Origin of the sequence: Microvirga sp. KLBC 81 (genome assembly GCF_003075415.1) — a bacterium.
In the GTDB taxonomy this organism is placed as follows: Bacteria; Pseudomonadota; Alphaproteobacteria; order Rhizobiales; family Beijerinckiaceae; genus Microvirga.
Map to the genome: position 1 here is coordinate 14774 of NZ_QDAH01000018.1, position 25175 is coordinate 39948.

At 62.4% G+C, this 25175-nt stretch carries 27 protein-coding genes and 2 pseudogenes; 24 read left to right on the forward strand and 5 right to left on the reverse strand.

What is annotated here, in order from left to right; genetic code table 11:
- The first annotated feature begins 31 nt into the window (after positions 1-31).
- The 11 genes from gcvA to DC522_RS13705 all read left to right on the forward strand — a co-directional run bounded on the left by gcvA (position 32) and on the right by DC522_RS13705 (position 9506).
- Positions 32-937 carry a transcriptional regulator GcvA gene (gcvA, locus tag DC522_RS13655; RefSeq protein WP_116529239.1) on the forward strand — a complete coding sequence of 302 codons (906 nt, stop codon included), beginning with the start codon at positions 32-34 and terminating at the stop codon, positions 935-937.
- Between the two features lie 74 nt (positions 938-1011).
- On the forward strand, positions 1012-1482 hold the full coding sequence (locus DC522_RS13660; protein WP_116529240.1) for a RidA family protein: 471 nt from the start codon (positions 1012-1014) through the stop codon (positions 1480-1482).
- Between the two features lie 10 nt (positions 1483-1492).
- A complete protein-coding gene (locus tag DC522_RS13665; RefSeq protein WP_116529241.1) occupies positions 1493-2671 on the forward strand; it encodes an aminotransferase class V-fold PLP-dependent enzyme in 1179 nt (392 codons plus the stop codon).
- Between the two features lie 114 nt (positions 2672-2785).
- Positions 2786-4192, forward strand: coding sequence for a Do family serine endopeptidase (locus tag DC522_RS13670; RefSeq protein WP_116529242.1), 1407 nt, complete (start codon positions 2786-2788; stop codon positions 4190-4192).
- Positions 4189-4635: a GNAT family N-acetyltransferase gene (locus tag DC522_RS13675; protein ID WP_116529243.1), complete on the forward strand. Its 447-nt coding sequence runs from the start codon at positions 4189-4191 to the stop codon at positions 4633-4635. Before DC522_RS13670 ends, DC522_RS13675 begins: the two co-directional genes overlap by 4 nt.
- Positions 4632-5954 carry a replication-associated recombination protein A gene (locus DC522_RS13680; protein ID WP_116529244.1) on the forward strand — a complete coding sequence of 441 codons (1323 nt, stop codon included), beginning with the start codon at positions 4632-4634 and terminating at the stop codon, positions 5952-5954. Before DC522_RS13675 ends, DC522_RS13680 begins: the two co-directional genes overlap by 4 nt.
- Before the next feature lie 3 nt (positions 5955-5957).
- Positions 5958-6344: a fluoride efflux transporter CrcB gene (gene crcB, locus DC522_RS13685; protein WP_116529245.1), complete on the forward strand. Its 387-nt coding sequence runs from the start codon at positions 5958-5960 to the stop codon at positions 6342-6344.
- A gap of 9 nt (positions 6345-6353) precedes the next feature.
- Entirely contained in the window at positions 6354-6884 is a 531-nt protein-coding gene (locus tag DC522_RS13690; protein ID WP_116529246.1) for an alpha/beta hydrolase, read from the forward strand.
- A 60-nt stretch (positions 6885-6944) separates the two neighbouring features.
- Positions 6945-8210, forward strand: coding sequence for an RluA family pseudouridine synthase (locus DC522_RS13695; protein WP_116529247.1), 1266 nt, complete (start codon positions 6945-6947; stop codon positions 8208-8210).
- Between the two features lie 116 nt (positions 8211-8326).
- The gene (locus DC522_RS13700; RefSeq protein ID WP_205769633.1) at positions 8327-8788 is read left to right on the forward strand and encodes a hypothetical protein; all 462 of its coding nucleotides are present in this window, start codon (positions 8327-8329) and stop codon (positions 8786-8788) included.
- 130 nt (positions 8789-8918) lie between these two features.
- Entirely contained in the window at positions 8919-9506 is a 588-nt protein-coding gene (locus DC522_RS13705; RefSeq protein WP_116529248.1) for a GNAT family N-acetyltransferase, read from the forward strand.
- A 142-nt stretch (positions 9507-9648) separates the two neighbouring features.
- Here DC522_RS13705 and DC522_RS13710 read toward each other — a convergent pair whose 3' ends face one another.
- A complete protein-coding gene (locus DC522_RS13710; RefSeq protein WP_116529249.1) occupies positions 9649-10125 on the reverse strand; it encodes a hypothetical protein in 477 nt (158 codons plus the stop codon).
- Between the two features lie 125 nt (positions 10126-10250).
- On the opposite strand from DC522_RS13710, the gene DC522_RS13715 reads away from it, so the two are divergent.
- Together DC522_RS13715 and ftsH are read left to right on the forward strand one after the other, a co-directional pair.
- On the forward strand, positions 10251-10526 hold the full coding sequence (locus tag DC522_RS13715; protein ID WP_116529250.1) for a GNAT family N-acetyltransferase: 276 nt from the start codon (positions 10251-10253) through the stop codon (positions 10524-10526).
- A gap of 160 nt (positions 10527-10686) precedes the next feature.
- A complete protein-coding gene (gene ftsH, locus DC522_RS13720; RefSeq protein ID WP_245444144.1) occupies positions 10687-12414 on the forward strand; it encodes an ATP-dependent zinc metalloprotease FtsH in 1728 nt (575 codons plus the stop codon).
- A gap of 7 nt (positions 12415-12421) precedes the next feature.
- On the opposite strand, the gene DC522_RS13725 is transcribed toward ftsH, so the two are convergent.
- Positions 12422-14023 (reverse strand): sensor histidine kinase, encoded by a 1602-nt coding sequence (locus tag DC522_RS13725; RefSeq protein WP_116529251.1) that lies wholly within the window; start codon positions 14021-14023, stop codon positions 12422-12424.
- A gap of 209 nt (positions 14024-14232) precedes the next feature.
- On the opposite strand from DC522_RS13725, the gene DC522_RS36865 reads away from it, so the two are divergent.
- The 3 genes from DC522_RS36865 to DC522_RS13735 are packed head-to-tail and all read left to right on the forward strand — an operon-like array spanning position 14233 to position 15856.
- A complete protein-coding gene (locus DC522_RS36865; protein WP_256369855.1) occupies positions 14233-14358 on the forward strand; it encodes a hypothetical protein in 126 nt (41 codons plus the stop codon).
- 19 nt (positions 14359-14377) lie between these two features.
- Positions 14378-15055, forward strand: coding sequence for an HAD-IA family hydrolase (locus DC522_RS13730; protein ID WP_116529252.1), 678 nt, complete (start codon positions 14378-14380; stop codon positions 15053-15055).
- Between the two features lie 18 nt (positions 15056-15073).
- Positions 15074-15856 carry an ATP12 family chaperone protein gene (locus DC522_RS13735; RefSeq protein ID WP_116529253.1) on the forward strand — a complete coding sequence of 261 codons (783 nt, stop codon included), beginning with the start codon at positions 15074-15076 and terminating at the stop codon, positions 15854-15856.
- A gap of 53 nt (positions 15857-15909) precedes the next feature.
- On the opposite strand, the gene DC522_RS13740 is transcribed toward DC522_RS13735, so the two are convergent.
- Positions 15910-16287 (reverse strand): hypothetical protein, encoded by a 378-nt coding sequence (locus DC522_RS13740; protein WP_116529254.1) that lies wholly within the window; start codon positions 16285-16287, stop codon positions 15910-15912.
- Between the two features lie 160 nt (positions 16288-16447).
- Between DC522_RS13740 and DC522_RS13745 the strand changes: the two genes are divergently transcribed.
- Both DC522_RS13745 and DC522_RS13750 read left to right on the forward strand, forming a co-directional pair.
- Positions 16448-17980: an acyl-CoA carboxylase subunit beta gene (locus tag DC522_RS13745; RefSeq protein ID WP_116529255.1), complete on the forward strand. Its 1533-nt coding sequence runs from the start codon at positions 16448-16450 to the stop codon at positions 17978-17980.
- Positions 17981-18076: 96 nt separating this feature from the next.
- A complete protein-coding gene (locus tag DC522_RS13750) occupies positions 18077-19174 on the forward strand; it encodes a PLP-dependent cysteine synthase family protein (protein WP_116529256.1) in 1098 nt (365 codons plus the stop codon).
- A gap of 108 nt (positions 19175-19282) precedes the next feature.
- Here the strand turns inward: DC522_RS13750 and DC522_RS13755 are convergent, their stop codons facing one another.
- Together DC522_RS13755 and DC522_RS13760 are read right to left on the reverse strand one after the other, a co-directional pair.
- Positions 19283-19900 (reverse strand): alpha/beta hydrolase, encoded by a 618-nt coding sequence (locus tag DC522_RS13755; protein WP_116529257.1) that lies wholly within the window; start codon positions 19898-19900, stop codon positions 19283-19285.
- Positions 19901-19951: 51 nt separating this feature from the next.
- A complete protein-coding gene (locus DC522_RS13760) occupies positions 19952-20881 on the reverse strand; it encodes a ring-cleaving dioxygenase (protein WP_116529258.1) in 930 nt (309 codons plus the stop codon).
- A 316-nt stretch (positions 20882-21197) separates the two neighbouring features.
- Between DC522_RS13760 and DC522_RS13765 the strand changes: the two genes are divergently transcribed.
- From DC522_RS13765 to DC522_RS13785, 6 genes and pseudogenes are all read left to right on the forward strand, one after another.
- Positions 21198-21611 (forward strand): hypothetical protein, encoded by a 414-nt coding sequence (locus DC522_RS13765; protein WP_116529259.1) that lies wholly within the window; start codon positions 21198-21200, stop codon positions 21609-21611.
- A 118-nt stretch (positions 21612-21729) separates the two neighbouring features.
- Positions 21730-23196, forward strand: a pseudogene (locus DC522_RS13770) (acetyl/propionyl/methylcrotonyl-CoA carboxylase subunit alpha); the annotation flags it as partial.
- Entirely contained in the window at positions 23182-23730 is a 549-nt protein-coding gene (locus DC522_RS37250; protein WP_371679556.1) for a biotin/lipoyl-containing protein, read from the forward strand. The pseudogene DC522_RS13770 and the gene DC522_RS37250, both read left to right, overlap by 15 nt.
- 149 nt (positions 23731-23879) lie before the next feature.
- Positions 23880-24293: pseudogene (locus DC522_RS13775) on the forward strand (gamma-glutamylcyclotransferase family protein); the annotation flags it as partial.
- A 171-nt stretch (positions 24294-24464) separates the two neighbouring features.
- A complete protein-coding gene (locus tag DC522_RS13780; RefSeq protein ID WP_116529294.1) occupies positions 24465-24875 on the forward strand; it encodes a DUF6766 family protein in 411 nt (136 codons plus the stop codon).
- A gap of 6 nt (positions 24876-24881) precedes the next feature.
- The gene (locus tag DC522_RS13785; RefSeq protein ID WP_116529261.1) at positions 24882-25175 is read left to right on the forward strand and encodes an acylphosphatase; all 294 of its coding nucleotides are present in this window, start codon (positions 24882-24884) and stop codon (positions 25173-25175) included.

The following is a 25175-nucleotide window of genomic DNA, read 5'->3' on the forward strand; positions in this document are numbered from 1 at the left end:
CTGTTGCGCCGGGATGGCTTAGGCTTATGAGATGAGCACCCGCCGACGCCTTCCTGTTCTCTCCTCGCTCCGCGCCTTCGAGGCAGCGGGGCGGCATCTCAGCTTCAGCCGGGCGGCCGATGAGCTGCTCATCACGCAAAGCGCAATCAGCCATCATATCCGCAAGCTCGAGGAAGAGCTTGGCGTCAATCTCTTCGTGCGCCAGGCACGGTCCGTGATGTTGACGCCTGAGGGAGAGAAGTATCTGACCTGTCTCAGTCAGGCCTTCGACCTGATGGCCAAGGGCACCGGCGAGATTCGTGTATCGGAGCGCCGAACGTTACGGGTGAGCCTCCTGGCTTCCTTCGCGACCCATTGGCTCATCCCGCGCCTTTCCCACTTCACAGCCGCTCATCCCGAGATCGATCTCATCCTGGAGCCGTCCATTCGTTCGGTCGATCTCGCTGTCGATCAGATCGATCTGGCCATCCGCTATGGCCGCGGCAGTTGGGACGGGACGAAGTCCCAGCAGTTCTTGGCGGAGCAGATTTCGCCGGTCTGCAGCCCTGCATTCATCGAGAGAGTCTCCCTGCGGCATCCGCGGGATATGCTGAACCACACCTTGCTCTTCTCTTTCTCCAAGGACCCGTTCGAGTGGCGCATATGGTCCGAGAGGGCAGGTGTCGATCTGGCGCAGGCCCGCAATCTCATGCTCCACGACTACAATATCGTCCTGCAGGCGGCGGTCGACGGTCAGGGGATAGCGATGGGACGTCGTGCCCTGATTGAGGATCATCTCAAGCGCGGTGTTCTCATCGAGCCTTTCGAGGAGTTCAGGGTCTCGGAGGGCATCGGATACTGGATCGTCATGCCCGAGCGCCCGAAGCCTCAAGCAGAGATCCTTGCGCAATGGTTGGCGAACGAGGCAGCGAACATCATGGATGAGCAGGATTCATGATTACTTGAGGAGTTTGAATTGGCCGTTGCCGAGCCCGATCCATAGGCTCTCTCCGCCAATACAGGAGCAACGTCATGCCAAAGACCATTGCCGAGCGGCTGCGGGATTTAGGATACGCCCTTCCGCAGATCTTCTCACCCGCCGCAAATTACATTTCCTGGACGCGATCAGGCGATCTCGTTTTCATCTCGGGGCAGATCTCTCAAGAGAACGGACAGCCAGCATTCATTGGAAGGCTTGGGGACACGATGTCCCTTGAGGATGGAAAGCGCGCCGCCGAGCTCTGCGCCTTGAATCTGCTTGCACAGATCAACGACGTCGTTGGAGGGGATCTGTCTCGTATCCGTCGGATCGTTCGTCTGGGCGGGTTCGTCAATTGCGTGCCGGATTTCGATCAGCAGTCCCAAGTCATCAATGGCGCATCCGACCTGATGGTGGCCGTGTTCGGCGACCGGGGACGGCATGCCCGCACGGCTGTTGGCGTGTCATCCCTGCCTCGCGGTGTCGCTGTCGAGGTCGATGCCATCGTCGATATTGCGCTTTGAGGAGGGGCTCATGACGATTGACGTCGCACGCATCCGTTCCGAGACGCCGGGCTGCTCCGTGGTCGCCCATTTCAACCATTCTAGCTGCTCGTTGCCGCCGCTTCAGGTCACGCAGACGATCACAGAGCATCTTCAGCGCGAGGCTCTCTATGGTCCTAGCGAAATGGGTGTTGCTGTCGCCGATGATGTTCAGGCAACACGCCAAGCCGCTGCGCAATTGCTCAATGCTTCCGTGGAGGAGATCGCGCTCACAGGAAGCGGCTCGCAAGGGTGGGGGCTGGCCTTCGCATCCTTGCCGCCGCTGCGGGAAGGCGATCGCATTCTCATCGGTCGGCATGAATGGGGCGGGAATCTGAGCACCATGCATCGCGCTGCGCAGAAGGCAGGCGCTACAGTCGAAGTCGTTCCATGCCGGGACGATGGCTGTGTCTCGCCCGAAGCCTTGGCGAGCATGCTCGACGATCGAGTTCGGCTGATTGCCCTCACATGGCTCCCGGCCACAAATGGCCTCATCAACCCTGCCGCCGAGATCGGGCGCATCGCGCGAAGCGCCGGTGTCCCCTATTTCATCGATGCAGGCCAGGCCCTGGCGCAGGTCCCGGTCGATGTGGAGGCGATCGGCTGCGATGTTCTCAAAGGGGCGGGGCGCAAGTTCCTGCGCGGGCCGCGTGGAACGGCTTTGCTCTATGTCCGCCGCGCGTTCCTCAAGAAACTGGAAACGCCGTATCTCGACGTTCTCTCAGGCCCCTGGAAGAACGGCGCGCCGGAGCCGCGCGATGATGCGCGACTCTTTGAGACCGGCGAAAACTCCTTCGCGCTTCAGCTCGGGCTGGGCACAGCCATCCGCTACACGCTGGCCATTGGAGTCGACGTGATCAGAGCCCGCATCAATCAGCTCGCACGGGATCTGAGGCAGCGGCTCTCCGATATTCCTGCCGTGACGATCCACGACGGGGGCCAGGAACGTTCCGGCATCGTTGCCTTTACGGTTCGGGGGCTGACACCGCAGGAAGTGCGGGTCTCTCTCGCAGCTGAAAAGATCAACGTAGCCGCGATTGCCGCAGCCTATACGCCATTGGACATGGCCGCACGCGGTTTGACCGAGATCGTTCGAGCCTCCGTTTCTTACTTCACGACTGAGGAAGAGATCGAGCGCCTCGTGAAGGCCATCGCTGCACTGGCAGCCTGAGCCTCCTCCAGGACCCAGTTCTCATCCGGCCCGCGCCGGGAGGTGCGGGCTTTAATTTGGCATTTCGGCCTCCACGTTTTATCCAGTCTTCCCCTTACCAACGGATTCGCCGTCATGCGCTTTTCTTCCTTCCACTTGTCGATCATCGCCGTCGCCCTGGCTCTCGGGGTAGGAGGCGCGACAGCGCAGACGCAGCGGGTGGTACCTGAGAGCAAGGCCCAGGTGCAGCTCTCCTTCGCCCCTGTCGTCCGCCAGACCGCAGGGGCCGTGGTCAACGTTTATGCCAGCCGTTCCGTGCGCCGGCAGAACACCGCCATGGAGGAATATTTCCGCCGCTTCTTCGGAGAGGACGCGCCAGGCGTTCCGCGTGGGCGATCTCAGAGCTCCCTCGGCTCCGGCGTGATCGTCGATCCGGCAGGCCTCGTGATCACCAACAACCATGTCATCGAGAACATGAACGAGGTGAAGGTGGCGCTCGCCGATCGACGCGAGTTCGAGGCGGATATCGTTCTGCGCGACCCGCGGACGGACATCGCCGTGCTCAGGCTGAAGGGCGCCACAAATCTCCAGGCGGTCGAGCTGGGTGACTCGGAAGCCCTCCAGGTCGGCGATATCGTGCTCGCTATCGGCAATCCCTTTGGTGTCGGACAGACGGTGACCCAGGGCATCGTCTCCGCCCTGGCGCGCACGCAGGTCGGTATCTCCGATTATCAGTTCTTCATCCAGACCGATGCGGCCATCAATCCCGGCAATTCGGGCGGTGCGCTCATCGACATGAATGGACGCGTCGTGGGCATCAACACGGCCATCTATTCCCGCTCCGGCGGCAGCATTGGCATCGGCTTTGCGGTGCCGTCCAGCATGGTGCGGGTGGTGCTGAATTCCGCCAAGGGCGGCGCGCGGAACGTGGTGCGTCCGTGGCTCGGCGCGCGTCTCCAGCCGGTCGATGGGGATATCGCCACTGGCCTTGGTCTGGAGCGTCCGACGGGCGTTCTCGTCACCTCCGTCTACGACAAGGGGCCCGCCGCTGAGGCTGGCCTCAAGCGGGGCGACGTCATCCTCGCGGTCGACGGTCAGCCGGTCGATAACCCGGATTCCTTCGGCTACCGCTTCACCCTCAAGGGTACCCAGGGCCAGGCTCCTCTGACGGTGCTGCGTGGTGGCAAGCAGAGCGCGCTTCAAGTCAGGCTCATGCCTCCGGTGGAAGTTCCGCCGCGTGATCCGGTGCGCGGCCGTACACGCACGCCTTTTGCCGGAGCAACCATCGTCAACATGTCGCCCGCCGTCGCCGACGAGCTGCAAATCGATCTGGCGGATGAGGGAGTGGTTATTGCCGATCTCGACGAGCGGAGCGTTGCCGCCAGCATCGGTTTCGAGAAGGGGGACCTGATCGTCGCCATCAACGGCGAAAGGGTACCCTCCACGAAAGAGGCCGAGCGCCTGATCGACCGGGCGGGCGGCTATTGGGAGATCACCGTCAATCGCGGTGGCCGTGTCTTCACAACGGTACTCGGGCGATGAGCGGCTGGACCGTCTCGAACACGCTTTCCACGGGTGAGATCGATACGGCTTACCGTTGGATCTCGACGGAGAGCTATTGGGCCAACGGTCTGCCGCGCGCGTTCTTCGAGCGCTCCGTGGCGAATTCCCTGTGCTTTGCCCTCCGCGATGCCGCCGGGGACTTGCGGGGCTTTGCCCGTGTCGTGACAGATCGGGCCACCTTTGCCTATCTCTGCGACGTCTTCGTTTGCGCCAGCATACGCGGGCAGGGGGCAGGGAAGGCGCTGGTGAGCGCTATCATGGAGCATCCGGAACTCCAGAACCTGCGCCGCTGGATGCTGGGAACGCGCGATGCCCATGGTCTTTATGCCCGATACGGCTTTTCGCCCCTGGAAGATCCTGAAAGGCTGATGGCGCGGCTGGACCCGGACATCTATGCGCGCTTAAGCTCGCAAGGATCATGAGCGACCTGTTTTCATCCGCCGGCCTCGATCAGAACGCACCCAGGCCCCTGGCCGATCGGATGCGCCCTCAGAAGCTGTCCGAGGTCGTGGGGCAGGACCACCTGGTCGGGCCAGACGGTATCCTGACCCGGCTCATCGCCTCGAAGTCTCTTGGCTCTCTGATCTTCTGGGGTCCGCCCGGCACCGGCAAGACCACGGTCGCGCGACTACTGGCCCATGAGACCGACCTGCACTTCGACCAGATCTCGGCGATCTTCTCCGGCGTCGCCGATTTGAAAAAGGTGTTCGAAGCAGCACGGCAGCGCCGCTTACTTGGCAAAGGCACGCTGCTGTTCGTCGACGAGATTCATCGCTTCAACCGTGCCCAGCTCGATGCCTTCCTGCCTGTGATGGAGGACGGCACAATCACGCTGGTGGGGGCAACGACAGAGAACCCATCCTTCGAACTGAATGCGGCGCTTCTCTCCCGCGCGCGCGTGCTTCTCTTCAAGTCGCTCGATGAAGAGGCGATTGAAAAGATCCTGACGCGAGCCGAGAAGATCACGGACAGGAAGCTGCCGCTCGATAAGGAGGCTCGCGCCTCACTCGTGCGCATGGCCGATGGGGATGGCCGTGCCGTTCTGACGCTGGCCGAAGAGGTCTGGCGCTCGGCCAAGCCTGACGAGATATTCAATGCAGAGCAGTTGCAGGAGATCATCCAGCGCCGCGCGCCGATTTACGACAAGGGGCAGGAGGGGCATTACAACCTCATCTCCGCGCTCCACAAAACCATTCGCGGCTCGGACCCGGATGCGGCACTCTATTACCTGGCGCGTATGCTCGATGCCGGTGAGGATCGGCTTTTCATCGCGCGCCGTCTCGTTCGCGCGGCGGTGGAGGATATCGGCCTTGCCGATCCGCAGGCGCTCGTGATTGCAAATGCCGCGAAAGATGCCTTCGATTTTCTCGGCTCGCCCGAAGGCGACCTCGCGCTTGCGCAGGCTACTGTCTATCTTGCCATTGCGCCGAAATCGAACGCGCTCTACACGGCCTACAAGGCCGCAACAGGGGTGGCGAAGGAGCATGGCTCCCTCATGCCGCCGAAGACGATCCTCAATGCGCCCACCAAGCTCATGAAGAAGATCGGTTATGGCGCAAGCTACCGCTATGACCATGACGAGCCGGATGCCTTCTCGGGTCAGGATTACTGGCCCGAGAAACTCGGACGTCAGCATTTCTACGAGCCCGTCGATCGCGGCTTCGAGCGCGAGGTGAAGAAGCGCCTCGACTGGTGGGAGAAACTTCGTCGTGAGCGACGCGGCGAAGATGACCAGGACTAAATCATGCAGGCCTATCTTCTCGTCTTTCTCGGTGCCGGCATCGGCGGCGCGCTTCGCCATGGGGTCAATCTCGGCTGCGCACGCTACTGCGGGACTGCCTTTCCCTATGGCACGCTGACGGTGAACGTGGTGGGGTCATTCCTCATGGGCGCTATCGCCGGCTGGCTGGCTTTCAAAGCAGGCGAGGGGTGGAGCCAGCATATGCGCCTCTTCCTCACGACTGGAATCCTTGGCGGTTTTACCACCTTCTCAGCTTTCTCCCTCGATGCGTTGCTGATCTGGGAGCGGGGCGAGATGGGGCTGGCGCTCGGCTATGTGGCGGCGTCCGTCGTCCTGTCCATCGCAGGCCTCGCGGCTGGGCTGGCGCTCGTGCGGACGCTTGCCGCTTGAGGCCCTCTCGTGAAGTGCATCGTCCTCACCGACATCAACGGCCTGCCGTCGCAGGAAACCTGCTTTCTGTCCGGTCTTGGCGGTTCGATTTCTGTCGAGAGGGTGGGGCTAGGGGAGCTTCTCGGCGTTCCTCTGCGCGGGGAGGAACTTTACCACCATCTGATCCTAGGCGGCTTCGATGCGGCAGCGGCCAAGGTGCTCGAACGCTTCGGAGATGCGGAGATCGGGTTGGGCTACAGCTCTGGAGGAGCAGTTCTCTGGAAAAGCGTTCTGCGCGGCCTTCGCCTGAACCGGCTTGTCTGCATCTCCTCCACGCGCTTGAGGGATGAAGACCCGCATGCGATGCCGATCCCGGCCCTTACGGTTTTTGGGGATCAGGATGCCTCCCGTCCGACACCATCCTGGGGTGAGGGGAGCCGCCTGGAGAGGCTTCTCCTCCCGGGAGCCGAACATGCCTTCTATGTGGAGAGGGATGCGAACTGGCTGACGTGCCACGAGGTACTGCTGAGCTTTCTGCGCCCTTGCGATATTGAGGCTTAAACTCCTCAACAGGCTCAACCTCGATTGCCGCAAAGGCGGCGCTCTGATACCCACAACCTCATGAAGAAAAGCAGTTCAGGACAGAATGGGGCCCGTGGCGGGCGGTCTGGCGCGCGGCAGGGCTTCCGCTCCCGCGAGGACAAGCCGGCGCGCAAAGGGCCTCCCAAGAGCCCTCCGACGAAGCAGCCTAGCGCAAAGTCTGCGGCCAAGAGCCGTTCCGAGGCGCCTCACCGTGAGAGACCGGCGTCCAAGGCACCTGCGCACCCCGCGGGTGAGGCCCCACATAAGCCTACGCGGGCTCAGGCCAAGGCCGCCGCCCAGGAGGTGCTGGCGACGGGCGTGCAGACGCTCGTAGTCGAGCCCGATGAGGCGGATATGCGTGTCGACCGCTTCCTGGTCGCCCGCTTTCCGCAGCTCGCCTTCACCCATATCCAGCGCATCGTCCGCAAGGGCGAGCTGCGCGTCGACGGCAAGCGTGCGCAGCCCAATGACCGGCTCACCGCTGGCCAGAAGGTTCGCATTCCGCCGCTGAAGCTCGATCAGCCGCGCCCGGTGTCTCGCAATGCGGCCAAGGACCAGACAGACCGCGAGTTCCTGAAGTCCGTCACGCTCTACGAGGACAAGGACGTTCTCATCATCAACAAGCCGATGGGCTTGGCCGTGCAGGGCGGCTCGGGCACCACGCGCCACGTGGATGGCCTGCTCGAATGCATGCGCGATGAGGAAGGCCAGAAGCCGCGCCTTGTGCATCGTCTCGACAAGGACACGGCAGGCTGTCTTGTCATCGCCAAGACGCGCTTTGCCGCGTCCACGATGGCGAAGTCCTTCCGCTCGCGCACCACGCGCAAGATCTATTGGGCGCTGGTCGCCGGCGTGCCACGTGTCCGTCAAGGCCGTGTCTCGACCTATCTCGCCAAGGAAGGCGAGGAGGGTGATGCGCGCATGAAGGTAGCGCGTCACGGCGACGAGGGAGCAAGCCATGCGCTCACCTATTACGCCGTCATCGATACGGCGGCGCAGAAGCTCTCCTGGCTGTCGCTGAAGCCAGTCACCGGACGCACGCACCAGCTGCGCGCGCACACGGCCCATATCGGCCATCCCATCGTCGGCGATCCGAAGTATTTCGATATCGAGAACTGGGAGCTCCCGGGTGGCATTCAGAACAAGCTGCATCTGCTCGCACGGCGCATCGTGATTGCGCATCCGCGAACCGGAAAGCCCATCGACGTGACGGCTCCGCTGCCGCCTCACATGCAGCAGAGCTTCAACCTTCTCGGGTTCGATACGAGCCAGTACGATCCCATCGTCGAGGCTCCTGAGGAGTAATCCGGTCTTTCTTCTTTCGATGACCTTTTTGTCGCACTTTTGCCGTGGGCGAAGCGCACCATTCCTTGCCTCGGTCACCCCATTGGATGACCGGAACATTGGCAAGGAGGGGATCGATGGAACACAAAGATCTCGACTATCTCCGTAGTGTAGCCGACATTCAGCCAAAGCCTTTGACCCGGCAGGAACGGCTGGATCGTTGGATCGGCCTTCTCGAGCGTGATCCGACACGGCGTCTGAACTCCCTTGGCGAAATCGAATACAAGCCTCCGGCAGAACGGGCTCTGGTTCGGGAAGACAACTCTCCCCTGACCATCGCCTATGAGGATCCGATCCTGCGGGCGGATGGGCTTGAGAGCGACAAGCTCGGCGATGCCATGCGGTATTTCGGACTCTCCGATGGTCAGGCGCATTACGCCTTGTGCTCATGCCTGAGTGGACAGGTGGCGGAATCCGGTACCTTCGCACGACGCTTACGCAACGTCACAGGCGACGTGGCTTGGCAACAGGCCATCGGAGCCTGGGCTTTGGCCGGTTTGGCGGTTGGCTTGCCGGCCATCGTCTACCTGCTGAGCTGAGCGAAAAGGCCGATTTGCTCCCACGACCGGGGGACAGCGTACTTTTCCCCGGTCGGTGATGTTTGACTGTGGCCGCATGTTCGACAATGAATGGCGAAGCTTAGCTTTAAGAGCACAAGGCCCTTCGACCATGCTCCACATCGAGCCTATAACCCTCTCGACCGACCGGCTTGTCCTCCGTCCCTTGAGCTTCGACGACGTTCCGGCGCTCGGCCAAGCCGCCAGCGATGGGGCCTTGTGGGAGAAGAGGACGACCACGGTGCCGCGGCCGGAAGGCTTCGAGGAGTATGTGCGCAAGGCGCTTGATTTGCAGGCTGCGGGCCTCGCGCTGCCTTTCGCGACAGTGGTGAAGGACGGCGATCGGGTCGTGGGCTCGACCCGCTTCATGAATATCGATGCCGCCAATCATCGGGTCGAGATCGGCACGACCTGGATCGCCGGATCCTGGCAGCGCACCTTCGTCAACACGCACGCGAAGTATCTCATGCTCCGACATGCTTTCGAGGACCTGGGCTGTATCGCGGTGGAGATCCGCACCCACTCGCAAAACGATCAGTCGCGAGCCGCCATCGAACGCCTCGGAGCCAAGCTCGACGGCATCCTGCGCCGTCACATGATCATGCCTGACGGGCATATTCGGGATACTGCCGTCTACAGCATCATCCAGGAGGAATGGCCCGAGGTGAAGGCTTGCCTGGAGCAGAGGCTGGCTGACTAAGGCGCTCTAATTCAACTGTCCTAAGCCTCATCCTGAGGAGGACCGTCAGGTCCGTCTCGAAGGGCGAGGCGTCTCCAGTGCTCTCTGGATCATCCTTCGAGACGCGAGCAGGCTCGCTCCTCAGGATGAGGGGGTAGACACCCTAAGCCATCGGCAGAAAGCCATGCTCGCGTAGCTGACGGATCGAGCTGGCTGCGTTCTTATGGTGGATGAAAATGCCGCCGACACCTTCCCAAAGATGGCGGTATTTGTCCCTGTCGTCGACGAGAGCATCGCCATGCTGGCAATATTCGCGCTTCAGCGCTGCCGTGGTGGTGATGACTTCCACGCCCGGAAAATGCCGCTCGGCCCAGCGGCGCTTCTGCGGCTCGGCCCAGTTGCCCCGGGGCAGGCCGGTTAAGATCACCGGGTTGAGGTGGCAGACCGCCTCGAACAGATCCATAGCATCGGGGAGCAGATCGAGCGTGTTGAAGAAATCCTCCGTCACGGCTAGCTCCGCCCAGAAGCGCTTGAGGCCGAGCCGCCGTTCGTATTCGTCGGGAGGCATCCCGAAAACTCGGGTCGCTCCTTTGTCGAAATCCGCGAGAACGCCGTCGCAATCGAGGAAGACGGTGGGCATGGATGACAACCTCCTGCTCATCGAAACAGGAGGGGCGTTCGGTTGTTCCTCAAGCGTAGCTGTTTTCGGAACGCGCATCGCGGCGTAACGTTGTCCCCGGGAGTGTGAATCGAAGGAGTTGAAGCATGGGCAGCGCCGTTCGCGACAACGCAACCGGTCACCGTTTCGAGCTCGAGCGCAACGGGCATCTTGCTTTTGCGAATTATGAGCGCCGTGGCGCGTCCCTCGTCATCCGGCATGTCGAGGCCGCTCTCCCACTGCGTGGCACCGGGGCTGCCGGCGAGCTGATGCAGGGTGTTGCGGAGATCGCTCGTGCCGAGGGGAGGAAGATCACGCCTCTCTGCGGCTACGCTTATGCCTGGCTGCGCCGGCACAAGGAATATCGGGATCTGCTGAACTGATTTGTTGCCCTCTTCATTCCGGGTGTGCCTTTTCGCCGTACTGCGGACTGCGTCAAAAACGACTACAGGTCGGACTTCGTCGATAAGAAATGAAGTCCACAAGGGGGCGTCCGTGTCCGGTGTGATCGAGAAAGCAAGACAGCTCTTGCGCAGGAAAAGCGTGGCTATAACTGCTGCCGTTCTGGCGCTGGCTGTGGTCGCAGCTGCCGTATCCGCACCTTTCTTCCTCTCCGAGAAGGTCCACGAGATCGCCTATTCCGAGTTCTCCCGCGAACTGGAGGCCGGCAAGGTTCGCAAGGTTCAGGTGCAGGACGGAGGCCTCTCCGTTTGGATCGCAGACCAGGAAGCCTTCGTGCGGCTGCCGAGCTCGCTGCTGAGCGCCCAAACCATTGACCGGGCGACCGCCCTTGGCGCACGGGTGGACTTCAAGCCGTCCGGCATCGATGCATCGCATGCGGCGAGCTTCGTGATCTCGCTGATCATGGTAGCCGCGGTGCTGGCGCTCGTTGCCGTTCAGGTCGATTTCAAACCGACCAATCGCTGGCCGCGCGCGGTCAAGAACATTCCGGATCGCTTCGATAACGTGGCAGGCCAGGAGGAGGCGAAGGCCGAGCTGCAGGAGGTCATCGCCTTCCTGCGCGACGCCCAGGCCTTCGAGAATGTGGGCGCGCGTATCCCGCGAGGCGTGCTGATGGTCGGGCCGCCCGGAACGGGCAAGACGCTCATCGCCAAGGCGCTGGCAGGCGAAGCTGGCGTGTCCTTCATGGCCGTGTCGGGCAGCGACTTCTCGGCTCCCCTGATCGGCATCGCCAAAAGCCGCGTGTCCAAGCTGTTCGACCAAGCCCGCCGGCGTGCGCCGTGCCTGGTCTTCATCGACGAGATCGATGCCATCGGTCGCAAACGCGGTGGCGGCGGCTCGGCGGCGGATCGCGAGTTCGAGTCGACGCTCAACCAGCTCCTCGTCGAGATGGACGGTTTCAACACCACCTCGGGTGTGATCGTGATCGGCGCCACGAACCGGGTCGATGTGCTCGACCCTGCGCTGCTGCGCCCCGGCCGCTTCGACCGGCAGGTGCATATCGGTCTCCCCGACATCACTGGCCGCGAGGCGATCCTGGAGGTGCATGCCCGTAACGTGAAGCTGGCGGCGGGTGTGGACCTTAGCTCCGTTGCCCGGGGCACTCCTGGCTTTTCCGGTGCCGATCTAGGCAACCTTCTGAACGAGGCGGCGATCTTTGCCGCGCGCGATGGCGTGGCGGAGATCAACCGCGATCACCTGGAGGCAGCACGCAACAAGATCATCATGGGCCTTGAGCGCCGCTCGCTCGTGATCACCAACGAAGAGCGCAGGCTCGTGGCCGTGCACGAAGCGGGACACGCTCTCTGCGCCTCTCTGACGCCGGGTTCCGACAAGGTGCACAGCGCCACCATCATCCCGCATGGCCAGGCGCTAGGCCTCGTCATGCGCCTGCCGGAGAATGACCGCTACTGCATCCCCGTGGAGAAGCTCGAGGCCGATCTCATCGTCGCCATGGGTGGACGCGCGGCTGAAGAAGTTGTCTTCGGTCCCCGCAAGGTCACGACGGGTGCGGCGAGCGATATCGCGCACGCCACCAACATCGCAACCCGCATGGTCACCGAATGGGGCATGAGCCCCACCATCGGCATGGTGAAGGTGGCGCGCTCGGGCGAGAGCTTCCCGCGCGAGGTCGAGCAGGAAATCCGCCGCATCATCGAGGAGATGTATGCGGCCGCCAAGGCCTGCATCGAGGACAATCGCGAGGCGCTGGACGCCCTTGTCGATGCGCTCCTGGAGCATGAGACCATCGAGGGCGACGAGGTTCGCCGGATCGTCTCCTTGAGCGAAAGGCGGCTCGTCGCCGCCTGATCGGCTTTCAGCTATCCGTCAGGGGAGCGTTGATCGTGCAGACGACCCCTGACCGCGCAAAGGTGATCTCCACCGAGCCGTTCAGCTCCTGTGCCAAGCTGCGCTCTATAAGACGGGTGCCGAAGCCCCGGCGCTGCGGCTCGACCACGGACGGGCCGTCCATCTCCTCCCAGACCATCCTGAGGTGCGGCGCGCCTTCCTGGTCCTCAATGGTCCATTTAATCGCAACGCGTCCGGTCTCATTAGACAAGGCGCCATACTTGACCGCGTTGGTGCCGAGCTCCTGAATCGCCATAGCGATAGCGAGCGCAATCCGTGGCGGCAGGCGAATGTCGTTGCCTGAAACTTCGAAGCGGTCGCCTCCGTTTCCCTGGAACGGCTCGACGGCATGAGCAATCACCTCACGTAAATAGGCCCCGTCCCAGTTCTCGCGGGTGAGAACGTCGTGAGCGCGGGAGAGGGCGAATAGGCGCCCCTCGACTGCATCCCGGGCTTCCATGGTTGTGCTCGCGTTGCGCAGGCTCTGGGTGACGATGGATTGTACGGTGGTGAGGGTGTTCTTCACCCGATGATTGAGTTCATTGATCAGCAGCTGCTGATGCTCCTCCGCCCTCTTGCGATCTGTAATATCGAGTGCCACGCCGACCGCACGACCGGGCACGCCATTCTCGATGTCCAGCAACTCCGCCCGCAGCAAAAGCCAGCGCGGCGAGCTATCGGGCAAAATGATCTCCAGCTCCGTTTCGGCGTAGCGGTCTCCACGGGCCAGGGCTTCCTTCGCCACACGATGTAGGTTCTCCCGCTCGCCTGGAGCATAGCGGCTCCTGATTTCCTCCGGAGAGGGAGAGGTGTCCGGCGGAAAACCGAGGAGCCGGTTCAGTTCCGGCGAGGACGTAATCGTGTTCGTGGCGGTGTGTGCCTCCCAGATCGCCATGCGTCCTGCATCGATGGCGAGGCGCAGTCGGGCTTCGCTTGCTGTAAGAGCGGCTTGTGATTCCTTGACGTCCGTGAGGTCCGAGGCGAGCACATAAAAGCCTGCGACGCTGCCGTCCTCTCGCTGGTCGGGAATGTATTCTGATTTCACGAAGCGAAGGCCACCGGGAAAATGCGCCCACCACTCGTGCCCGCTACGCTTGCCGGCGAGAGCCGCCTCGATGAATGGCTTCGCACGGCTATACGGCAGTTCGCCGATCGCATCCCGCAGATGAACTCCGAACAGGTCTTTTGCTGGTCGGCAAAACCAGGTCTCATAGGCCTTGTTGTTGAACCGATAACGCTGATCAGCATCCACATAGGCGATCAGAGCCGGCAGGTTGTCGGCGATCTGACGGAGCTTCTTCTCGCTGACGCGCGCTCTGGTTTCGCTCTCCCGCAGCCGCCTCTCACTCGCCTGAAGGGAGGCACGGGAGTCCTGCAGCGTCTCAATGCGGGATGTGGCGGAGGACATCTCTTGCGCATGCTCACGGCCTTGCGCTTCGTGTCGAAGCGCTGCCGCATGGGACAGCACGCTTTGGTCACACAGCTTGGCGTGAAGCTCACGGTTGTCCCGCTCCAGTTCCTCGATCCGCTGCAGAAGAGCGTCCGTATTCAGGATTTCAGGCGTGTTCATTGGCTCGTTATGCCTGGGAGCTTGGCTGGGTCCGTTGGAGATAGAGCCCAGTCAACGAGCGACGAGGCCGGAAAGATCAATGCTGATTATTTTCCGAATGAGGCTCGCTTGAATATCGACGGAGAATTCCTGTCGAAGAAGGCTCGGCCTTGTGGCCGGAGCCGGATTTATTGAATAAGGTACCGGCTCAAAACAGGGGGCATCGGGTTATGAAGCTTATCCTTCAGGCGGCATTTGTGATCGGCGTCGGGCTTCTGGCGACAGCCTGCGACAAGTGCGGCAACTGGAATATCAACACTCCCAAGATCTGCCACGGCTCCGGGCCGCAGGGTTAAAGACGCACGGGAGCAGCCCTTGAAGCTAATTCTCTTCGATGTCGACGGCACGCTGGTCGACAGTCAGAACATCATTGCGGCCTCCGTCCACGGGGCATACGTCGCCTATGGCATGGAGCCGCCGAGCCGGGAGAAGTCGCTCTCCATCGTCGGCCTGTCTCTCGTCGAGGCTTTCAAGGTGTTGGCTGGCCCCGATGCACCGGTTGAAGGCATGGCCCAGGCCTACAAGGATGCTTACAATGTCCTGCGCCTCGATCCGGCCAACGATGCTCCGCTCTTTCCGGGGGCGGGCGAATGCATCGAACGGCTGAAAGACCGTGACGATGTTCTGCTTGGCCTCGCGACCGGCAAGTCCCGCAAGGGCGTGGCGCAGCTGATCGAGCGGCATGGCTGGAAGGGCGTGTTCTCCACCATCCAGACCGCGGATGATGCGCCCTCGAAGCCTCATCCGGCCATGATCCTGCAGGCGATGGAGGAGCTTGGCGCGGTGCAGGAAGAGACGGTGATGATCGGCGATTCCAGCTACGACATGGCCATGGCGCGATCGGCCGGGGTTCTGCCCATCGGCGTCTCCTGGGGCTTCCAGCCCGTGGACCTGCTGTTGGAAACGGGAGCTCGCCATATCGTCGATTCTTATGCGGAGCTCGACCCCGTACTGCAGGGTTTCCTGGGCGAGCCCTCGTATCTTCCTGCCTGAACGCCTATCTCTTCTCTCATGACAGATTCACGCGACTGGTTCCCATCACAGGACGAGCCGAACCCGATGCGGGCGGCTCAGGCCGGCATGAAGCCCACGCTGCCCAAACGCTTCTACAAGGAGGCTGGCGTCGAGGAGACGGATGGCCTGTTTCGCCTCACCCTCGACGGACGCGTCGCCAAGACGCCCGGCAAACAGACGTTGGCCGTGCCTTCACGCGCCCTTGCCGAGGCGATGGCCCAGGAATGGGCGGAGCAGGGGGCGGAGGTCGATCCGTCCACCATGCCTATCACCCGCATCGTCAACTCTGCAATCGACGGCGTCTCGCCGCGGCATGCGGAGGTGGTGGATGATCTCGTCCGCTACGCGGCCTCCGATCTCATCTATTACCGGGTGAGCGAGCCTGCCCGGCTCGTCCAGTCGCAGGATACGGCCTGGAATCCCATTCTCGACTGGGCGAGGGATAGCCATGGGGCGCGCTTTACTCTGGCCGAAGGCGTGATGCATGTAACGCAGCCGGAGGATGCGATTGCCGCTGTGCGCGCGGCGATCGACCGGATTGCTTCGCCTTTCGCGCTTGCCGCTCTCCACGTGATGACGACGCTCTCCGGCTCGGTGCTGATCGCGCTCGCCCATGCTCACGGCGAGCTCGATGCGGATCAGGCCTGGGCAGCCGCCCATGTGGACGAACTTTATCAGGAAAGCGTCTGGGGCGAGGATTACGAGGCGGTGGAGCGCCGTCGCAGGCGCGAGGCCGATTTCAGGGCGGCCTCCGAAGTCTTCCGCCTCGTCGGCCTTTAGGAAAAAGCCGCTGGAGCACGAAGCGCCAGCGGCTTTGTTGCGTCTGGAGGCCTTTAAGCGCGCCGGAAGCTGATGCCGCACTTCTTCTGGATGGAGGCCTGCTCGATGGCCTGCATCTGCCCCTTCAGGTTGGCCAATTCAGCGGTCTTGGCGTTGTCGCCGCCCACGAAGAAGGCGGCTGGCCAGAAGATGACCACGGCGGCTGTTGTTGCCACGACATCCCTGGTGTGCTGGGAGTCCTGGGCGCCAGACGCCGCGGCGGCAGCGGCGCTGACCCGCTGGGCTTCGAGGCTCAGTTCGCGGCAGCTATAGCTTGAGTAAGCTGCCGTGGACACGTAAGAGGCGGCCACGTTCTCCGAGCGGCTGGCGCAGCCAGCGGCTGAGATGGAGAGGGCTGAGGCGATCGCGGCGGCCTTGTAGATAATCTTCATGATGGGTTCTCCTCTATGAAACGTTATCACGTAATTCTGAGTAGAACACTGAAGGGAAAATGAAAAGTGCTGCGGAGCACACTCCCATAGTGGGATTTTGGGAGGCTTACGGCTGTGCTAAGCGGGAGCGAACCATTCCTCCCGGCATTAGGGATCACCCATGAAAGACATTCTCGAACGGCTTGAAGAGCGGCGGGCTCAGGCCCGACTCGGCGGCGGCGAAAAGCGCATCGAGGCGCAGCATGCCCGAGGCAAGCTCACGGCGCGGGAGCGCATCGAACTCCTGCTCGACAAGGGTTCGTTCGAGGAGTTCGACATGTTCGTCGAGCACCGCTCCAGCGATTTCGGCATGGAGAAGGTGAAGATCCCGGGCGACGGCGTCGTCACCGGCTGGGGTACTGTGAACGGCCGCACGGTCTTTGTCTTCGCCAAGGACTTCACGGTCTTCGGCGGTTCGCTCTCCGAGGCGCACGCCCAGAAGATCACCAAGATCCAGGACATGGCGCTGAAGATGCGCGCTCCCATCGTCGGCCTGTTCGATGCGGGCGGCGCGCGTATCCAGGAGGGCGTGGCGGCGCTCGGCGGCTACGGCGAGGTGTTCAAGCGCAATGTGATCGCCTCCGGCGTGATCCCGCAGATCTCGGTGATCATGGGTCCCTGCGCGGGCGGCGACGTCTATTCGCCCGCCATGACCGATTTCATCTTCATGGTGCGCGACCGCTCCTACATGTTCGTGACTGGCCCGGACGTGGTGAAGACCGTCACCAACGAGACCGTGACCTCGGAGGAACTCGGCGGCGCGAAGGTTCACACCACCAAGTCCTCGGTGGCCGACGGCGCTTACGACAACGACGTGGAGGCGCTGCTGCAGGTGCGCCGTCTCATCGATTTCCTGCCCGCCAACAACATGGACGGTGTGCCGGAGATCCCGAGCTTCGACGATCCGAACCGTGGGGATGACAGCCTCGACACGCTGATCCCGGACAACCCGAACAAGCCCTACGACATGAAAGAGCTGATCCTGAAGGTCGTGGACGAGGGCGATTTCTTCGAGATCCAGGAATCCTACGCCAGGAACATCATCACCGGCTTCGGCCGCATCGAGGGCCGCACGGTGGGCTTCGTCGCCAACCAGCCGATGGTGCTCGCAGGCGTGCTCGACGCCGATGCGTCCCGCAAGGCTGCGCGCTTCGTGCGCTTCTGTGATGCCTTCAACATCCCGATCGTCACCTTCGAGGACGTGCCGGGCTTCCTGCCGGGCACGGCGCAGGAATATGGCGGCCTCATCAAGCACGGCGCGAAGCTACTGTTCGCCTATTCCGAGGCCACCGTGCCGCTGGTGACGGTGATCACGCGAAAAGCCTTCGGCGGCGCCTATGACGTGATGGCCTCCAAGCATATCGGCGGCGACGTCAATTACGCATGGCCGACCGCTCAGATTGCGGTGATGGGCGCTAAGGGCGCGGTGGAAATCATCTTCCGCCAGGATATCGGCGATCAGGAGAAGATCGCCACCCGCACCAAGGAATACGAAGACCGCTTCATGTCGCCGTTTGTCGCCGCAGAGCGCGGCTACATCGACGAGGTGATCATGCCGCATTCGACAAGGCGGCGGATCGCACGCGCGCTCGCCATGCTCCGCCACAAGGAAACGGAGCGGCCCTGGAAGAAGCACGACAATATTCCGCTTTGAAGCTTGGAGCCATCCGGCGAAACGGGCCCGGGCGAGTCGACTTCCGCCGGGGCTTTGCTTTATGAGTGGCTTAGTCAGTGTTCGGATGCCTCACCCATGTCCTGCGACCGCTCCTGGGTCTCCAACGCCATCAAGATCATCGAGGCGGATTTCAACCGCTCGTCGGATACGCATCTCTTGCGCGTCCCGCTGCCGGCTGTGCCGGGCGTGTTGCTTTATCTGAAGGATGAATCGACCCATCCATCGGGGAGCCTCAAGCACCGGCTGGCGCGCTCGCTGTTTCTCTACGGATTGTGCAACGGCTGGATCGGGCCGAGCACGACGATTGTCGAGGCATCGAGCGGATCGACGGCGGTGTCGGAAGCCTATTTCGCGCGGATGCTGGGGCTCCGATTCATGGCGGTGATGCCGCGTTCCACATCGGCTGAAAAGATCGCGCAGATCGCGTTCTATGGTGGCGAGAGCCATTTCGTGGATTCACCCGCTGAGATGTATGAGGAAAGCGCGCGTTTGGCCCGTGAACTCGGCGGTCATTACATGGACCAGTTCACTTACGCCGAGCGGGCGACGGACTGGCGCGGCAACAACAACATCGCGGAATCGATCTTCAGCCAGATGGCGCAGGAGGAATATCCGGTGCCGAGCTGGATCGTGGTGGGTGCGGGCACCGGCGGCACCTCGGCGACGCTCGGGCGCTACATCCGCTATCGCCGCCTGCCGACGAAGCTGTGTCTTGCCGATCCGGAAGCGTCCGTCTTCCACCGGCATCTCGCCGACCGCAGCGTGTGCAATACCTGCGAGCCGCCCTCCGTGATCGAAGGCATCGGTCGTCCGCGCTGCGAGCCGTCCTTCGTGCCCGAACTCATCGACCGCGCTTACGCCGCGCCGGATGCGGCGAGTATCGCGGCGGCGCGCGTTCTGTCGCGTCGCATCGGCCGTTCCTGCGGCGGCTCGACGGGGACAAATCTCTGGGCCGTCGTGCAACTCATCGGCGAGATGATGCAGCGGGGGGAGAAGGGCTCCGTCGTGACGCTTCTGTGCGATTCAGGTGAACGCTATCGCAGCACGCATTTCAACGATGATTGGCTGAAGGAACGCGGCATCGACATCAAGCCTGCCGAGGAGGCGATGGAGCGCTTCTTCGAGACGGGTATTCTAAAAACCGGCCAACAACATCCTCTGCCCTCATCCTGAGGAGGTCGCATAGCGGCCGTCTTGAAGGAGGCTCCAGTGCCCTCTGGATCTTCCTTCGAGACGCAGACCGCGTCTGCTCCTCAGGATGAAGTGGAGGATTAAAGCGCTTTATTTGCCGCTTTCGGCAAACCACTTGAGCAGCAGCTGAAGGTCCGTCTGCGACAGGCCGTGTCCGGTCGGCAGCGTTTCGTGCTGAACGTCAGCGCCCGATGAAACGAGCACTGCGGCGAGACGCGCTGAATTCTCCATCGGAATGATCGGATCCATCTGGCCCGACACCATGAGCACACGCTTGCCGGTGAGGTCCGTTTTCGGAGCATCGCTGAGCGGCACCATGGCGCGCAGCAGCGCTGCTCCGGCCAGTGCTTCGGGCCGCAGCATCAGCATCGCGGCTGCAATGTTCGCGCCGTTGGAAAAGCCAAGCCCAATCGGAGCCTCAAGGCCATACGCCTCCCGAGCCTCGGCGACGAAATCCGCCAGCTCGTTGGCACGAAAGCGCACATCTTCCTCGTCGAACACGCCTTCCGCCAGGCGGCGGAAGAAACGTGGCATGCCGTTCTCCAGGATCTTGCCGCGCGGGGAGAGCAGGGCAGATCCGGGAGAGACCTTGCGGCCCAAGTTGATCAAGTCGTTCTCGTTGCCGCCGGTACCGTGGAGGAGGAGCAGGGGCGGGAGTCCCTGATCGGTCGCGGGCTCGTAGCGGTGAAGGAAGGAGAGTTCAGTCATCAGCGTGCTTTCTCCCTCTCCCAACGTGTGGTCGGGAGAGGGCTGAGGGTTTCAAGCCAATTCAGGCAGATGGGCTTCGATCTTCGGACGGCTCGGCTCGAGGAAGGCGGGGAGCTTCAGCTCACTGCCCAACCGATCCTCCGCTTCGTCCGCTGCAAAGCCGGGGCCGTCCGTGGCGATCTCGAAGAGAATGCCGTTCGGCTCGCGGAAATAGACCGAGCGGAAGTAGTTACGATCCTTCTGCTCCGTGGTGTGAAGGCCATGCTTTTCTGCAAGCTTCTTCACCATGTCTTCCTGGTCCGCATCGTCCGCCGCGCGGAAAGCCACGTGGTGGACCGAGCCTCCGCCCATGCGCCCCGGCAGGAATCCGCCGACGCTGCGGATATCGACCGTGCTGCCGATGGTGGCATCGCTCTTGTAGCGCACGAGAGAGCCCTCACGCGCCACTTCGCTGAAGCCGAAGACGTCGGTGAGGATCGCGCCCGTCGGCCCGCCGTTCTCGACGAGCAGCGTGACGCCTTCCAAACCACGGATCGCATGCTCGGCCGGGATCTCTCCCTCCGTCCAGACACCCTCTTTGCCGGCATCGGCAACGCCCACAAGAGACAGGCTTGTGCCATGCGGGTCCTTGAAGGTCAGGACGCTCTGGCCGAAGCGCTTCTCCAGCGCGCCGTGCTCGACGCCTTGCTCGATGAAGCGATGAGCCCAATAGCCGAGGGCGCTCTCCGGCACGCGGAAGGCAGTTTCGGAGGTCGAGCCCACGCCCGTGCGCCCCGGCGCCACATGCTCCCAGGGGAAGAAGGTGAGGATCGAGCCCGGGCTGCCGTGGCTGTCGCCGAAATAGAAGTGGTAGGTGCCGGGATCGTCGAAGTTCACCGTCTTCTTGACGAGCCGCAGGCCGAGAACCCGGGTGTAGAAATCGAGATTGCGACGGGCCGGACCCGCAATGGCGGTGACATGATGAATGCCGTGGTGCCGCATGGCTGTGTTCCTTAACGGAGGGCGCGACGATCGCGCCGCATGCCTGCGACATAAGTACCACCGCTGTTGGAAGAAGTGCGGAAAGGGCAACCTTGCGGGATTGCAAGGGTGAGGGACTCCCCCACCGAAAGCCGCGCCGTCGCTGGAGAATTCCAGGCAGCAAGATTCCGGCAACCAAAGAGTCTCAACAAGGCTTAACCTCAACAACGATTCAGAATTGCGCGTTAACGGTTTGAGGCTGCTGCTCGTGTGACAGTCATCCCCACACAAGAGATCAACCGGCTGGTGCAAGCAAAAGCCGGGGGGAGACATAGGGATGTTGAAGAACAGTCTTCGCGATTTCATCGACTGCGCAGCAGAGCGTAACTTTATATCGGATAATGACGTGAAGAAGCTCACGGGCGAGATTCTGGTCGAGGGCATCGCCAGCCGCCTGGAGGTGGAGTCACTTCTGGCGCTCGACCGAATGATCGAGGCCGAGGAGAGCTGGGGCACGGCGTTGACCAAGCTCGTCGTCAATTTCGTCGTCTGGAAGCGGGCGCCGCATGGGGTCGTGAGCAATGACGATGCCCTGTGGCTGGCGACCGTGCTGGAGGTCAGCGGCCCGAGCCGCAACGCCATGAACATCGCCTATGCCATCCTGGACGAGGCGGGGTATGTGGATGTGGCGCTTCTCGACTTCATCATGCGCGGACGTCAGCAGGCACGGCTCAGCCTCGTGGCTGCCTAGAGAGGCATCCACCGTCGATCTAACCTAAATGCTATAGCTGGCCCCGCTTCCCGAATGCGCCGATGTGCAGTAACGGAGGTGGGGCTAAGTTCTTTTGTGGGTGGAGCGTTCGAGGTTCATGTTCGACAAGATCCTGATTGCGAACCGTGGTGAGATTGCATGCCGTGTGATCAAGACCGCCCGACGAATGGGCATCAAGGCGGTCGCCGTCTATTCCGATGCCGATAAGGATGCGCTCCACGTGGAAATGGCCGATGAGGCCGTCCATATCGGTCCCGCTGCTGCCGCCCAATCCTACCTGGTGATCGATAAGATCATCGAAGCCTGCAGGAAGACCGGCGCCCAGGCGGTCCACCCCGGCTACGGCTTCCTCTCCGAGCGAGAGGCCTTCCCCAAGGCGCTTGCCGAGGCCGGCGTCGTCTTCATCGGTCCCAACCCCGGCGCCATTGCCGCCATGGGCGACAAGATCGAGTCGAAGAAGGCGGCAGCCGCTGCGAAGGTCTCCACGGTGCCAGGTTATCTCGGTATCATCGAGGGGCCGGAGCAGGCGGTGCAGATCGCCAACGAGATCGGCTATCCGGTGATGATCAAGGCCTCCGCCGGCGGTGGCGGCAAGGGCATGCGCATCGCCTATTCGGCGGAAGAGGTGGCTGAGGGCTTCGCCCGCGCCAAGTCGGAGGCGGCTTCGTCCTTCGGCGATGACCGAGTCTTCATCGAGAAGTTCATCACCGACCCGCGCCACATCGAAATCCAGGTGCTCGGCGACAAGCACGGCAACGTCATCTATCTCGGCGAGCGTGAATGCTCGATCCAGCGCCGTAACCAGAAGGTCATCGAGGAAGCGCCGTCGCCGCTGCTGGATGAGGCCACCCGCCGACTCATGGGTGAGCAGGCAGTGGCTCTCGCCAAGGCCGTAGGCTACGATTCCGCCGGCACCGTGGAGTTCGTGGCGGGTCAGGACAAGTCCTTCTACTTCCTCGAAATGAACACCCGCCTGCAGGTGGAGCATCCGGTGACCGAGATGGTTACCGGGGTCGATCTGGTGGAGGAGATGATCCGCGTGGCCGCCGGCGAGCGCTTAAGGCTCAAGCAGTCGGACGTGAAGCTCAACGGCTGGTCGGTGGAAAGCCGGATCTATGCGGAAGACCCGGTGCGCAACTTCCTGCCCTCCACGGGGCGTCTCGTGACTTATCGCCCGCCTCACGAGGGCACGGTAGATGGCGTGACGGTGCGCAACGATACCGGCGTCTGCGAGGGGGGCGAGATCTCGATCTATTACGATCCGATGATCGCCAAGCTTGTGACCCATGCGCCGACCCGCGAGCAGGCGATCGAGGCTCAGGCCACGGCGCTCGATGCCTTTGCCATCGATGGCATTCGCCACAACATCCCGTTCCTCTCCGCGCTGATGCAGCATCCGCGCTGGAAGAGCGGCAGGCTCTCCACGGGCTTCATCGCGGAGGAGTTCCCGCAAGGCTTCAAGGCTCCCGCGCCTAAAGGAGAGGTGGCTCTGCGCATGGCAGCGGTCGGTGCTGCCATCGACCACCTGATGAACGAGCGCAAGCGCCACATCTCGGGCCAGATGCGCGCGGCGTCCGCTTTCAAGTTCGACCGGGAGCGCGTGGTGCTCCTCGGATCCGAGCGGCATGACGTGGTGATCGAGGATATCGAGGGTGGTTTTGCCGTTGTGATCGACGGCCAGTCCTGGCCTATCGAATCCGATTGGGTGCCTGGCCAGCCGGTCTGGACCGGCACGGTGGGCGGCGAGACCGTTGCGGTTCAGGTGCGGCCCATCCTCAATGGCATTGCGCTCTCGCACGCGGGCGCCTCGGCCGAGGTGCGCGTCTATACCAAGCGCGAGGCCGAGCTTTCGGCCCTCATGCCCGAGCGTCTGGAAGCCGATACCGGCAAGCAACTGCTCTGCCCCATGCCGGGCCTTGTGAAGGCGATCAGCGTGACTCAGGGGCAGGAGGTCAAGGCCGGCGAGCCGCTCTGCATCGTCGAGGCCATGAAGATGGAAAACGTGCTTCGCGCCGAGCGTGACGGCACGATTGCCAAAATTCATGCCAAAGAGGGCGATAGTCTCGCCGTCGATGCGATTATTCTCGAGTTCGCTTAAGTAGCACCGTCACAGCCCTCATCCTGAGGAGGACCATATGTCCGTCTCGAAGGACGAGGGCGTCTCTAGTGTTCTCTGGAGCATCCTTCGAGACGCCGCTGCGCGGCTCCTCAGGATGAGGGCTGTATGCTGGCATGAAGGACAGGATCATGCCCCTCTATTTCGCCTATGGGTCCAACATGGACCAAGCCGCCATGCTCCAGCGCTGCCCGGCCTCGAAGCCGGTGGGTATCGCGCGGCTCATGCGCCACCGCTTCATCATCTTCGATGAGGGCTATGCGTCCGTGGTGCGCGATCCCCAGCGCGCCGTCTGGGGCATGGTGTGGGATCTGGCGCTAGGGGACGTGCCGGCGCTCGACCGCTACGAGAGCCTTTCGACCGGGCTCTATACCAAGGTGATTCAGCCGGTCGTGACGGAGCAGGGGTCTCGCCGCGCGGTCGTCTATATCGGGCGCAGCGCGAAGCCCGGCACGCCGCGACCGGGCTATATGGAAGATGTCATCGAAGCGGCCACTCATGCCGGCCTGCCGGAGGATTACATTCTAAGCCTCGGCGTCTGGCTGCCGAAGACCCAAACCTCTGCTGCTCCGGCGCCGCAGCGACCCAAGGTTCGCCCGCTCTTCGCCGCACCGTCCAGCACGATCCGCAAGTAACGCCAAGGAGCGTTGTCCTCTTTCATCAGAACCTTTGCCATAGGCGCGCGTTGAGTCCGCACGTCGCGTATGGAGTTTGAGATGAACACGAAAACGCACTCGATCTGGAAAGCTTACGGCTATGCCTGGGTGACCTTGGGATTCTTCTTGGTCTCCATTGTCGGCCACTGGCTTTTCGGCTGGTTTGCCTATGTCAACGATCAGCAGGCCCATGCCCAACCTGTCGAAATGTCCGATTATCTCATCGAAATGACGCGAGATACTCTGGAGAACTGGCAGTCCGAGTTCCTGCAGCTTCTCTGGCAGGTCGGCGGCCTTGCAATCCTCCTCTATGTGGGCTCTCCTCAGTCGAAGGAGGGGGACGATCGCATGGAGGCGAAGATCGACGAGATCCTGCGCAAGGTAGACCCGCAGAATGCGGAGCGTATCATCCAGACCCTCGATGAGGATTATGCAGGCCGTCACACCGATGCCCGCCATGCGCATTATTGAGGGACGATGACCACGAACCGAGTTGCCCATGTGCTGATCCACGGACGCGTCCAGGGCGTGGGCTTTCGTGCCTGGGTCCATCATCAGGCGGAGCTGCATGGACTGAAAGGCTGGGTCCGGAACCGGTACGACGGCAGCGTCGAGGCGGTGTTCTCAGGTCCAGGCGAAATGGTCGAGGTCATGCTCAAGGCCTGCCATCAGGGGCCTGCGAGCTCCTTCGTACAACTTGTCGAGCCCGTGGAGGGCGCAGATCACGAACTGGGTGACACGAACGGCTTCGAGGTTCGCAGAAGCGTTTAG